General features: G+C 67.7%; 17 protein-coding genes (1 of these 17 cut by a window edge). 3 read left to right on the forward strand and 14 right to left on the reverse strand.

All coding sequences use genetic code 11. The annotated features are described in order from the left end of the window. The 14 genes from OC446_RS31165 to OC446_RS26610 form a co-directional block, all read right to left on the reverse strand. Window positions 1-233: c-type cytochrome (locus OC446_RS31165; RefSeq protein WP_410055153.1), on the reverse strand; the 233-nt coding region annotated here is incomplete at its 3' end. After that, window positions 223-744, reverse strand: a complete 522-nt coding sequence (locus OC446_RS26550; protein WP_262031992.1) for a hypothetical protein — start codon at window positions 742-744, stop codon at window positions 223-225. The genes OC446_RS26550 and OC446_RS31165, both read right to left, overlap by 11 nt. 122 nt (window positions 745-866) lie before the next feature. Continuing rightward, complete coding sequence (locus OC446_RS26555) at window positions 867-1751, reverse strand: F510_1955 family glycosylhydrolase (RefSeq protein ID WP_262031993.1); 885 nt, start codon at window positions 1749-1751, stop codon at window positions 867-869. Between the two features lie 73 nt (window positions 1752-1824). Further along, window positions 1825-2043 (reverse strand): hypothetical protein, encoded by a 219-nt coding sequence (locus tag OC446_RS26560; protein ID WP_161725200.1) that lies wholly within the window; start codon window positions 2041-2043, stop codon window positions 1825-1827. Window positions 2044-2202: 159 nt separating this feature from the next. Beyond that, window positions 2203-2511 carry a hypothetical protein gene (locus OC446_RS26565; protein WP_161725199.1) on the reverse strand — a complete coding sequence of 103 codons (309 nt, stop codon included), beginning with the start codon at window positions 2509-2511 and terminating at the stop codon, window positions 2203-2205. Window positions 2512-2564: 53 nt separating this feature from the next. Then, window positions 2565-2876 carry a hypothetical protein gene (locus OC446_RS26570; protein WP_262031994.1) on the reverse strand — a complete coding sequence of 104 codons (312 nt, stop codon included), beginning with the start codon at window positions 2874-2876 and terminating at the stop codon, window positions 2565-2567. A gap of 578 nt (window positions 2877-3454) precedes the next feature. After that, window positions 3455-4099: an NrsF family protein gene (locus tag OC446_RS26575; RefSeq protein WP_161725196.1), complete on the reverse strand. Its 645-nt coding sequence runs from the start codon at window positions 4097-4099 to the stop codon at window positions 3455-3457. Further along, window positions 4096-4653 (reverse strand): sigma-70 family RNA polymerase sigma factor, encoded by a 558-nt coding sequence (locus OC446_RS26580; RefSeq protein WP_161725195.1) that lies wholly within the window; start codon window positions 4651-4653, stop codon window positions 4096-4098. The genes OC446_RS26575 and OC446_RS26580 overlap by 4 nt, the downstream gene beginning before the upstream one ends. Before the next feature lie 94 nt (window positions 4654-4747). Beyond that, a complete protein-coding gene (locus OC446_RS26585; protein ID WP_262031995.1) occupies window positions 4748-5284 on the reverse strand; it encodes a TlpA family protein disulfide reductase in 537 nt (178 codons plus the stop codon). Further along, window positions 5281-5415, reverse strand: coding sequence for a hypothetical protein (locus tag OC446_RS26590; protein WP_262031996.1), 135 nt, complete (start codon window positions 5413-5415; stop codon window positions 5281-5283). Before OC446_RS26590 ends, OC446_RS26585 begins: the two co-directional genes overlap by 4 nt. 11 nt (window positions 5416-5426) lie before the next feature. Next, complete coding sequence (locus OC446_RS26595; protein WP_161725192.1) at window positions 5427-5864, reverse strand: DUF411 domain-containing protein; 438 nt, start codon at window positions 5862-5864, stop codon at window positions 5427-5429. Window positions 5865-5890: 26 nt separating this feature from the next. Further along, window positions 5891-7327 carry a multicopper oxidase family protein gene (locus OC446_RS26600; RefSeq protein ID WP_262031997.1) on the reverse strand — a complete coding sequence of 479 codons (1437 nt, stop codon included), beginning with the start codon at window positions 7325-7327 and terminating at the stop codon, window positions 5891-5893. A gap of 97 nt (window positions 7328-7424) precedes the next feature. Further along, window positions 7425-7766 carry a hypothetical protein gene (locus OC446_RS26605; protein WP_262031998.1) on the reverse strand — a complete coding sequence of 114 codons (342 nt, stop codon included), beginning with the start codon at window positions 7764-7766 and terminating at the stop codon, window positions 7425-7427. Between the two features lie 224 nt (window positions 7767-7990). Further along, complete coding sequence (locus tag OC446_RS26610) at window positions 7991-8773, reverse strand: Bax inhibitor-1/YccA family protein (RefSeq protein WP_262031999.1); 783 nt, start codon at window positions 8771-8773, stop codon at window positions 7991-7993. A 439-nt stretch (window positions 8774-9212) separates the two neighbouring features. Here OC446_RS26610 and OC446_RS26615 point away from each other — a divergent pair, with 439 nt between their 5' ends. The 3 genes in view from OC446_RS26615 to OC446_RS26625 are tightly spaced (at most 46 nt apart) and all read left to right on the forward strand, a layout consistent with a single transcriptional unit that may run on beyond the window. Continuing rightward, window positions 9213-9689, forward strand: a complete 477-nt coding sequence (locus OC446_RS26615; RefSeq protein ID WP_262032000.1) for a FixH family protein — start codon at window positions 9213-9215, stop codon at window positions 9687-9689. 46 nt (window positions 9690-9735) lie between these two features. Continuing rightward, window positions 9736-10230: a FixH family protein gene (locus OC446_RS26620; protein WP_262032001.1), complete on the forward strand. Its 495-nt coding sequence runs from the start codon at window positions 9736-9738 to the stop codon at window positions 10228-10230. Beyond that, window positions 10230-10399, forward strand: the 5' end (the start) of a protein-coding gene (locus tag OC446_RS26625) for an efflux RND transporter periplasmic adaptor subunit (protein ID WP_262032002.1). Its footprint extends 1396 nt past the window's final position; only the first 170 of its 1566 coding nucleotides appear in the window; it begins with the start codon at window positions 10230-10232; its stop codon lies beyond the right edge, outside the window. Before OC446_RS26620 ends, OC446_RS26625 begins: the two co-directional genes overlap by 1 nt.

Consider the following 10399-nt stretch of genomic DNA (forward strand, 5'->3'; position numbering starts at 1 on the left):
GCAGGGTCAGAATTGGATGCTGATCGAGGGTCAAACTTGGAAGCCGATTGACACTTCAGGCCATGGCAGGAGGCGCAGTGGGCGTCGTAGAGCTGCCGACCACGGGCCACCCTCGGGTCCGCGGCCCAGAGACGAAGACCAAACCAAGCCGTCGCGGCTCCTGCGACGGTGACGGCACCCACCGCGAGCCAGAACCGGTGGGGGCGCAGCCTGGCCGTCCTGTCAGACCGCACGGAGAGGCTCGACAGGGTGGCGTTGATTCCCGGTCCGGGCGGCCCATGCGAAGGCGGCGAGCGGGACGACGATCCACTGCAGCAGCGGGGACAGCCCGACGTGGAAGCCGAACACCGGGAACACGGGCATTAGGTCGGAATAGGCCCACGCCGCCCGGACCACGATGTTGAGCCACTCGCTGAAGGTCGTATAGCCAAGCCCAAAGGCAACGGTCAGCGCAGCCACGGTGCGAAACCGCTCGGCTGGCCAGGCGCCGGTGCCGACGGTCAGCAAGGCGATGGTCAGACTGGAAAGGGCAATGAGGATGTCCCCGCCCGTGCAATGGACGGCCGCAAACACGATTTCAGCCCAGGATCCGGTCGTCCAGAGCGTGTAGAGCGGCATGTGGGCGAATTCCCAAGCGAGATTGCCCAGGGCTACGACAATCAAGTGACGGCGCAGTGCCGCGTGCCAGGATCGGGCGATCCCAGAAGGGCGGCCCGGGGCCGTGTGGGTTGCGCCGGTGGTCAATTCGCCTCCTCGGATTGTTGGTGCCCGTTCTCCAAAGCCCGTGCCGAGACAGCCCCGCCGGAGCACCGGCTCCTCGGGATGAGGGCGCGTTGCGCCTTGGGATGGTCTGCGCCCGGAGCCATCTAAGAGCCACCGGCTCCCATCTCAGACCATGTCTGTCCCCGGTCCGTGCTGGTGAGCACGCGGCCGCGCGCCGTTGCGACGAAGAGGCGAGCCGGATTGGCGGGATCTCCCGTAAGATGCAGAGGAACGCCCCCGCCAAAGTCGTCGCCGACGGTTGCGAACACCAGCGACTCGGCGTCGGAGCGCAGGAGGCCACGCCCGACGACGTATGCGTAGAGCGAACCGTCCGGGGTCACCTCAACCAGGCTCACGGGCGCCCCGGCAAGGACGGTCGTCCAGCCCTTGCCGCCGTCACTGCTCACAAGGAGGCCATTCTCCGTGGCGGCGTAGAGCGTGTCGGATGTCTTGGCGGAAGCGGCGAGGTCGATCAGCTTGTCCGGGGTGGGGCCCACGACCGTCCAGGTCCTGCCGGCGTCCCGGCTCACCTGGAGCCCGCCATACGCGCCATAGATCGTCGCGGGGTCCGCGCTGCTCACGCTCATCTGGTGGAAGTCGACGGGTCCCTTCACACCCGGCGAGACCTGCCGCCAGGTGGCACCGCCGTCAGTGGAGGCGATGAAACCCAGGTTGCCTCCGCGAGCGGGGTGCCCGCTCGCGAACAGCGTCTTCGGGTCTGTCGGATGCGGGGTGAACCCCATGAAGTCCTGGACCTCCGAAATCCGCTCCGCGCGTCCGTCCGGGCCAGCCCGGAAAAGGCCGTGATGGGTCGCGATCAGGAGCCGCGACGGGTCCTGACGGTCCACGGCAAGCCCGTGGATATGCGTCTGGCGCGGCAACTCCGCCACGCGCACGGTCTCCGATGCCTTCGACGCAGTCGCGCCGATGACCGCCAACGGGCCGATCACGGCAAGGGCGAGCCAACAGGGTCCTCGTGAAGATCTCATCGCAGCGCTCTTTCATTTCTGATGGGCCCGGCCGGCGCGACACCGCTCCGCCAGGGCCCGTGATCGTCTAGGGTCAGTGCCGGCTCGGGGGAGCGGTGTCGGCGTCCTCCGCCCCCAAGGCTGGTTCCAGGATCGAACGGCAGGCGCGACGGATCGCGGGTCCCTCGAACTCCGGATCGAGCGCCTCAAGGGCGTAAAGCAGATGGTCTGCCACGTCCAAGCGCTTGTCCGCGACAGCCTGCTCGAAGGCCAGGAACACCTGGCGCTCAAGTGCATCGAAACTGCGGGGCATGATGGTACTCCTTTGGCTTGCTGCCGCCTCGCAGGGGGCGGCGACCGATCCTTCTCCGTCCATGGAAGACGGATTTCGCCGGCCTCCGGCCCTGCCTGTGATGGGGGATGCGGCCGCCGCAGGGGGAGGTCATGACGCGGCGGCCGCCCGTCGCGCCGCCTACCCCTTCTGTTCGGGGGTGGCCGGCGGGGTCTCGCGCGACGGATTCTGATTGTTCATCGACTGCATCATGCGATTGCAGTCCTCCATCATTTTCATCATGCCGGCCATACCGCCCATGTCACCGCCGCTCATGTTGCCACCCATGTTCCCCATGCCGCCCATGTTCCCCATGCCACCCATGTTGCCCATGCCCTGGCCTTGCGATGCGCCTGGGGCGGGGGCACCCTGGGCGTGGAGCGCCGGAGCCATTGCCACGGTCGCACCGAGCGCGGCGAGGGCGAGAGTTGTCTTTGTGAAGGTGTTCATGTCTGCATCTCCTTGGATGTCGTAGTGTATGTCGTGAGTAGGTTCAGTTGCGGTCAGGCCGGTTCCGCGCCCCCTTGGCCAGCGTTGGCCGCCCGCACCGGGACTGCGCCATTGCTCTCGCTCTTGCAGGCGTTGCCGCCCTTCATGCACAGGCCGAGCGCGCACATGGCCGCGCACGGCGCCAGGGCCAACAGCAACGGCGCAATACCCGCGGCCACGAGCCAGCCCCAGTTCAATGCGGCGCCGCCGACCAGCAGGATCGCCGCCAGGGCGATCCAGGTACGCCGCCCGCCCCGTCCAAGCCGGCTGAATGGCTGCGGCAGGCGGCTCGACTTCGTCACGACGGAACCGTTGCTTGCGTTCATGTGGAGACCTCCGCTGCTGTGCTCCATGCACTTCTGACCATAAGTTCGGAGGCAGCCGCGGATCGGTTACATGCTCACGCGGTCGTGAAGGGCCGGTCCCGGTATCGTCAAGGCATCTGCGCCCCGGATATGTCGGCTAAGCTTTGGTCCTGTGATGCTCCTGCGGCTGCAGGCGATCTTGAGGGCGTGAAAACGGAGTGCGCACGGTCCAGGAAAGCCCGCGAGGATGGGTCCGGACGCGTGCCGGAGCCGATGCCTTGAAATGACAGCACCATGAACACGGCCATTCCCCCCAGCATCAGCCAGACGAGCCTGCGCAAGGCACGCACGCCGGCCTTGGCTTGGCTCGACCGGATGCGCCGCCTCGGACGCCGGCCCTTGTGCCAGATGGTGTCGGACCGTCGCGACCGAACCGCAGATTGTCGTGCCATGGAGCCCTCCGGCCCAACGCTTTGCATCAGGGCTCCCGTGCCCAGCCGGACGTTGCGTATTCGTCATCAGGACTTCACACAATTGGGCCGGCGGGTCACAGGTCTACTGACCACCCCGACGGCGCAGTTGGCCGCGGGTGTCTCCGGTCACCAGCGCAGCAGACGCGGACCGAGCAGCGCCCCGGCCACTGTGCACAGGATGATGGTGCCGCCATACCAGAGCGCGATGAACGGCAGGGAGTCGTCCATGCAGTGCAGCGCATAGCCCATCGCGCTCACACCGCCGGCGGCCAGGCCGGCGAAGGCACCGGTCCGCGCCAGGTCCGTGGGCGCCGCGAGCCGGCGCACGGTCCAGACAATCACCGCAAAGGGCACGATGGCGATGATCGGGATCGACACAAGGCACTCTAGCCACATGTCGCCCACGATCATCGCCTCCCAATGGGTGCTCGGTGCATAGGCGAGGCTCAGGCCCGCGAGCAGCACGATGGCGGCGAACGGCAGCAGCGCCAGGACGGGACGGGTCCTGCGCTCTCCGCCCGGGCGGGCGAGGCGCGTCAGCAGCAGCGACGCCACCAGGACGACGCCTGCCGAGAAGGCGAGCTTCAGGCCGAGAAAGGCCAGGGCGCCGGGCTCGTGCAGGTCCGGACGGACCCCGAGCGTCAGCAGGGCCGCAACGAGCGCCCCACCGGTCCCGAGCGCCACCGCGAGGCCGAGGCTGCGCCTGAGCTGGCCGCGGTCCACCGGCTCGACGTTCGTGCTGAGCATGTTGATCAGGTCGTCGGTCTTCATGTGGTCCTTCCCTGGGCGATTGCCGCCGCCATGGCCTTGAGGCCCCGATGCACGCTCACCTTGACCGCCGATTCCGACATGCCGCAACGAGCGGCGGTCTCGGCGACGCTCAGGCCATCGATCTTAACGTGCCGGATCGCGCGCCGCATCTTCTCGGGCAGCCGCGCGAGCAGGCGGTCGAGGTCGAGGGCGCTCTCCGCCCCAGCATGGTCGTCCTGCGCCTCGAAGTCGGCGGCATCCTCGATGGGCCCATCCGCCATGGAGGCCTTCGTGTGGCGCAGGTGGTCGATGAGCTTGTAGCGCGCGATGGCATGCACCCACGGGGTGAAGAGCTCGCCCGGGTCGTAGGTGTGCCGCCGGGTATGGATCGCCATCAGCGCATCCTGCACCAGATCCTCCGCCTCGTCGGCGCTCCGCCCGATCCGCGCGAGCTTGTTCTTATAGTAAGCCCGCAGGTGGCGACTGAGCCTGTCCAGGAGCACGCGGTGGGCCGCCGCATCGCCGTTCAGACCAGCCGTCATGAGCGCCCGCAGCTCGGCTTCGTTCGCAATCATGAGCGTTCACCCCTTAGTTCGTGCCACATGGGTGTTCGGTTACACCGCCGCGCATCCATCAATGCACGGCGCCCGCGCGGGATCGGTGGCGTTCTCATGGCGCCCCTCCATCCGAAGCGGGACCTATGCGTTCACGCAGGATCTGGACCATCTCGGGCGCATCCCAGCTCGTCGGTCCGATCAGCCGGCCGATCTCCCGCCCCTCCCGGTCGAGCAGGAGCGTGGTCGGCAGGCCGACCGCGTTGAGGTCGCGCAGGGCCCGCCCCGACGCGTCGAGATAAACCGCGATGCGGCCGACCCCGGTCTCGCCGTAGAACCGGCGCACCGGCCCCGCCCCTGCACGGTCGACGGACAGGGCGACCACCTCGAAGCCCGGGCCGCCAAGCATCGCCTGCAGGCGGTCCAGCGCCGGCATCTCCTGGCGGCACGGCGGGCACCAGGTCGCCCACACGTTCAGAAGCACGACCTTGCCGCGGAAGTCCGCAAGGGTCCGCGTGCCCCCCTCGCCGTCGACGAAGCGCAAATCGGGCACGGGGCGCGGCTCGCGATGGAGAACGAAGGAGGCGGGCCGCTCCGTCGCGGCGGCAGGCGCCGCCGCGAGGACGAGGAGGGCGAGGAAAAACGATATCATCGCCCGCTCCCGACGATGACCTTGACCAGTGCGATGATCGCGAGGACCAGTGCGACGCCAAGCAGGAGCCCGACGAGGCCCATGCCCTCCATCATCCAGCCCATCGGGCCGCTCATCATGTCATGCATCATGGTTCGCTCCTTCACTCGACCGCGAAGATCTTGGGCGTAGGATCACCCGAGATCTCGTACATCGTGAACGGCTCCATCTTCCGCCCGGCCATCCCGGGGGAGCCCATCGGCATGCCCGGGAGCGAGATGCCCTTGATCGCCGGACGCTCCGTGAGGAGCTTGTTGAGGGATTTCAGCGGCACGTGCCCCTCGACGACGTAGTCGTCGACGAGGGTGGTGTGGCAGCCTTCAAGGTCGGTGGGGACGCCGTGCTCCTTCTTGACCAGCGGCAGGTCGTGGGTGGTTACGACCTTCACCTCGAAGCCGCTCTCGCGAAGGTACTTCACGTACTCCTCGCAGCAGCTGCATTGCGGGTTCTTGTAGAGGGTGGCCTGCTTTGCGCTCTGCGCAAGGACGGGACCAGCGAGGGTCAGGGCAAGGGCGAGAGCGGCGGTGTTGAGGATGCGCATGTGATTACTCCTTGAAGATCGTGGTGTCAGGCGACGCGGATGGAGCCCATCATTCCACCCGCCTGGTGCTCCAGGACGTGGCAGTGGAACATCCAGTCGCCGGGGTTGTCGGCCAGGAAGGCAATCTCGACCCGCTCGCGAGGCGCGACCAGCACCGTGTCCTGCCATTCGCGACGGCGGGTGGGCACGCTGTCGCGGCCGAGCACCCGGAAGGTGTGGCCATGCAGATGCATCGGGTGCCACCACTCCGTCTCGTTTTTGATCGCGAGGATGTGGGAGCTGCCGTGGGCGAGCGTGGCCATCGGCTCGTGGACGTGCCCCGTGGCGGCGACGCCGTTCATCGCCCACACCAGGCCCTGGCGCAGCATGGCGCGGACGTCGGTCATCTCGCCGTGCACCATCGCCCCGGCCATCGTCCCCATCATGCCGCCAGCGAGAACCACGTCATGGCGCTGGGCGGAGGACAGGTCCGGCTCCCGCACCGGGTTTGCGCGCAGTGGCAGGACAGCGGTCTCCCGAGGCTCGCGCAGGCGCTCGCTGGCATAGGCAAGATCGAGCAGCCGGTATTCGAGACCCTTGTAGAAGGCGTCCGTGATCTTGAACCGGCCCCCGGGCAGGCCCGTCATGTCGATCACCAGGTCGACGCGCATGGCTGGCCCGATCACCACCCGCCCACCTTCGGGCGCGTGCGGCTCGACCGGATGGCCGTCGAGAGCCACGATCCAGGGGGCGTGCCCTTCGAACTCCAGGCCGAAGATGCGGGCGTTGGCGGCGTTGACGAGACGGAGCCGGATGCGTTCGCCGCGGCGGACCTCGAAGGCTTGGGCCACGGCCCCGTTGACCGTTACCGTGTTGCCGATGCGGCCGGCGTGGCTGACATCGTGCAGGTTGCCGAAGTCGTCGCTGATCGACCCGTCCTTGAGAAGGCGCCAGTCGCCCAGCATCCAGGTGACATCGCGGTCGACCGGATAGGGCTCGCGCTCCTCCACGATGAACGGGCCGGAGAGCCCCCGCCCGACCTGGGCATGGCTCCTCTGGTGCGGGTGGTACCAGAACGTGCCCGCGTCCTCGCAGGCAAACTCATAGGTAAAGCTCTCGCCGGGGCGGATGGGCGCCTGGGTGAGATGGGGCACGCCGTCCATCGGGTTCGGCACCCGCAGCCCGTGCCAGTGCACCGTGGTCTCCTCGGGCAGCCGATTTTCTACGAGGACGCGCACGCGCTCGCCCTGGCGGACCCGGATCCCGGGGCCGGGCACCGCGCCGTTATAGGCCCAAACCGGGGTTGCGGGACGGGAGGCGCCGGCGAGCGCCGCCTCGCCGGGTGCGGCGAGCAGCCGGAACTCTGCGCCACGGGAGCCCTCATGGGCCCGGGCGCTGGGCGGAAGGCTGGCGGCAAGCGCGAGGCCCGCACCGCCGGCGAGAAGGGCGCGGCGGCTGAGCGCCGGCCCGGAGCGATCTGACATGGTCTTCATCCTGAAACGTGTGGGGGCGGCCCGCGCGCCGGGCGCCCGGCATCGACCGCCGGCGCGCGGGTTCAGGCACGGTCGCGAGTGGCGCGCCTCAGCTCAGGATGCTGGGTTTTGGCGGAAAGGGGTCGGGCGGGCCGCGCAGCCCCGCCGCGTGAAGGACCAGGACAGGATGCGCGGGCGCCCGCGCAACCGACACGAGGTCGGTTGCGAGCGGGAGGACAGCGATCATGGCCGCGCACAGGGCGGCGCAGGCCGGCATTGTGTCGCCGCCCTGATCGCATCCGTCACAGCCGTCGGGCATCGGCGCGCTCATTGCCGCGGCGGCCATCTGGGCGCCCATCTGCGCCGCCTTGACCCCATGCGTCGCCAGCCCCACCGCTAGGGTGAGGGCCAGCACGAGCGCGCACAGGCGGTGGAGTGAAGCCCAGGTCATCGAGTCCAAGATAGCAACCGCACGTCGCAGCGCAAAGCGGGTGTGTCCGAATGTCCGCTGCTGCCAAAATCCTTGCCGCGTCCATAGTAAACGCCGCGTCACCAACTTTACTCTGCTGCGGCGCCAGTCGCCTTCCGAGGCGCTCGTCATCGCGCCGTGCCGCATTCGTGCGTTGGAGAAATCTGCCGCACCGGCCACGATCCTGTCTCCGATGATGCTGTCCCTTACTCGTTGCGGTTGCCCACAAGAGCCAGGAGGAACTGGAACATGTTGATGAAGTCCAGGTACAGCGTCAGGGCGCCGAACACGGAGACCTTGGCGGCGGCTTCCTGGTCGAAGTTGCCGTACAGGTACATCTCCTTCAGCTTCTGCGTGTCGTAGGCGGTGAGGCCTGCGAAGATCAGCACGCCGATCACCGAGATGCCGAACTGCAGGACGCTCGACGCGACGAAGATGTTCACGATCGAGGCCAGGATCAGGCCGACGAGACCCATGATCAGGAACGAGCCCATGCCGGACAGGCTGCGGTTCGTGGTGTAGCCCCAGAGCGACAGCGAGCCGAAGGCCGCGGCCGTGATGAAGAACACTTGGACGACGCTCGCGCCGGTGTAGCGGATGAGAAGCGTCGAGAGCGAAGCACCCATCACCGCAGCAAAAGCGAAGAAGGTGCCGCGGGCCGACGCCGCCGACATCCGGTCCATCCGGAACGAGAAGAAGAAGATGAAGGCCAGAGGCGCCAGCGCGATCACCCACATCAGGGGCGAGCCGTACAGAGTCGCGCCGAACTGGGTCAGGCCAACACCACCCATCCGGGCAACTGCTTGCGACGGATCGCTCGTGGTGGCCAGCATGTTGATGCCAAGCGCGACCAGGGCCGAGATGGCAAGGCCCAGGACCATGTTGTTGTAGACGCCGAGCATGAAGGCGCGCAGGCCCTGGTCGACCTGAGCCGCCGTCCGGGCAAAGCCGGTGCCATAGGCGTTTTGGTTTTGCTCATACGGCTGCATCGCACTCTCCGTCGTTGGTTGGCCACTCGCCCTGTCGCGAGCGCGGCGGGCTTATAGGAAACCAACCGCCATTCTCCCAGGTAGTTCGCGGGAACTGCCGACTTGGTTACATCCCGCCTCGATTTTATGCGGCGGCTGCCGCGCGAGAACTCTGCGCAGGCCTTGACCATCAACACCGCGCACTTGCCTGCCGGCACGACCCGCTGTGACCCGCGTCCCGTCCGACAACCCTGCCCTAGAAGATGGTGCGATGCCTCTGAGGATCCGGTCGGCTCTGCCCGGCCACCGAAAGCTTTGCGTCGTGCAGCTGTCCCGAGGGCGAGCGGCGCTGACCAAGGCGTGGGCCCTGAGGTTGTTCGGTCTGCTCCCGCCATTTTGCCATGAGGCTGTAACCGTTTCGGCGGCGGCAGCGAACTCACCTGCAAATGGGGGCTTTTCCATGAGAGTTTTGAGGGTCGCATGGCCAAATCTGCCGCATAGCCGCGCTGCCTGTACCGTTTGGGGCCGGGCCGCTCGTGCGGTTGCCCAGGGCACCGCCGCGGCCATGATGGCGGTTTCTATTCTCGCCGGCCCGAGCCTGGCGCAGGGCGCCGGTTCATCCGATTACCAATTCGAGCTCGTCGAGCGGGAGCTCAAGCAGGGCTACGGCGCCGTGCTGACCGTGCGGCTGGTGCACCGGGCGACCGGGAAAGTGGTCCCCGGCGCGGTGGTTTTCATCAGTCGGTTGGACATGTCGCCGGACGGCATGGGTGAGATGACGGCGCCGCTGGAGCCCGTGCCCGACGTGCTGCCGGGCTACTTCCGCTTCGAGACCGACCTCGTCATGGAAGGCGACTGGTCGCTCGTCCTCATGGCGAAGTTGCCGGATGCTGACGGCTACGTTCGCGGCAAGCTCATCGTGACGGCGGTGCCATGATGCTTCGCGCCGGACTTCCCACACGAGAACCTACGAGGCTGCAACCATGAAGAAAGCTGTCATCACGCTCCTGTTCCTCGTCGTGCTCGGCGCGGCCACCGCGGCCGGCTACCGTGTCGGCAGGGGCGAGCTCGCCCTGCCGGCCTGGGTGCCGCCACAGGTCACGGCAGCGCTCGCCGGCCTGCTCCCCGCCCGTGCCGTCACCCCGGTCTCGACCGAGGCTCTGAACGACTACGAATTTCGGCTGGTTAGTCCGCAGGCCCGCTCGGGTGAGGCCCTGGTCGCTGTCGAGCTCGTCCATAAGCCGACCGGCAAGCCCGTGCCTGATGCGGTGATCTTCGCCCGCCGCATCGACATGGCCCCCGAGGACATGGGGATGATGACGGCGCCTCTGGAGCCGCAGCCGGCCGACAAGCCCGGCACCTACCTGTTCAAGACCAATCTCGCGATGGAGGGCGGCTGGCAAGTGTCGCTCGCCGCGAAGGTGCCCGGCGAGGCCGGCACCGTGCAAGGCAAGCTTATTCTCAAGGCGGTGCAGTAATGGACCAGATCTCCCCCCTTAACTCTCTGGAACGCCAGGATCCCTTCGCGAGCCGCGACCACTTCAAGCCGGACACGGCCCCTGAGAGGGCCCCGCCGCCGCGCCACGGGCGAACCCTGAAGCGGCTCGCGCTCACCACGCTGGCGGCCACGGCGCTGGCGGGCGGGGT

Origin of the sequence: Microvirga sp. Mcv34, assembly GCF_024519725.1 — a bacterium.
Taxonomy (GTDB): Bacteria; Pseudomonadota; Alphaproteobacteria; order Rhizobiales; family Beijerinckiaceae; genus Microvirga.

Bases quoted from the DNA above. Each gene is read 5' to 3' on its own strand.
- OC446_RS26580 (WP_161725195.1), bottom strand. From the start codon at position 4,653: ATGATTGCGAACGAAGCCGAGCTGCGGGCGCTCATGACGGCTGGTCTG.
- OC446_RS26610 (WP_262031999.1), bottom strand. From the start codon at position 8,773: ATGCAGCCGTATGAGCAAAACCAAAACGCCTATGGCACCGGCTTTGCC.
- OC446_RS26585 (WP_262031995.1), bottom strand. From the start codon at position 5,284: ATGATATCGTTTTTCCTCGCCCTCCTCGTCCTCGCGGCGGCGCCTGCC.
- OC446_RS26620 (WP_262032001.1), top strand. From the start codon at position 9,736: ATGAAGAAAGCTGTCATCACGCTCCTGTTCCTCGTCGTGCTCGGCGCG.
- OC446_RS26605 (WP_262031998.1), bottom strand. From the start codon at position 7,766: ATGACCTGGGCTTCACTCCACCGCCTGTGCGCGCTCGTGCTGGCCCTC.
- OC446_RS26600 (WP_262031997.1), bottom strand. From the start codon at position 7,327: ATGTCAGATCGCTCCGGGCCGGCGCTCAGCCGCCGCGCCCTTCTCGCC.
- OC446_RS26595 (WP_161725192.1), bottom strand. From the start codon at position 5,864: ATGCGCATCCTCAACACCGCCGCTCTCGCCCTTGCCCTGACCCTCGCT.
- OC446_RS26590 (WP_262031996.1), bottom strand. From the start codon at position 5,415: ATGATGCATGACATGATGAGCGGCCCGATGGGCTGGATGATGGAGGGC.
- OC446_RS26615 (WP_262032000.1), top strand. From the start codon at position 9,213: ATGAGAGTTTTGAGGGTCGCATGGCCAAATCTGCCGCATAGCCGCGCT.
- OC446_RS26565 (WP_161725199.1), bottom strand. From the start codon at position 2,511: ATGAACACCTTCACAAAGACAACTCTCGCCCTCGCCGCGCTCGGTGCG.
- OC446_RS26560 (WP_161725200.1), bottom strand. From the start codon at position 2,043: ATGCCCCGCAGTTTCGATGCACTTGAGCGCCAGGTGTTCCTGGCCTTC.
- OC446_RS26575 (WP_161725196.1), bottom strand. From the start codon at position 4,099: ATGAAGACCGACGACCTGATCAACATGCTCAGCACGAACGTCGAGCCG.
- OC446_RS26570 (WP_262031994.1), bottom strand. From the start codon at position 2,876: ATGAACGCAAGCAACGGTTCCGTCGTGACGAAGTCGAGCCGCCTGCCG.
- OC446_RS26555 (WP_262031993.1), bottom strand. From the start codon at position 1,751: ATGAGATCTTCACGAGGACCCTGTTGGCTCGCCCTTGCCGTGATCGGC.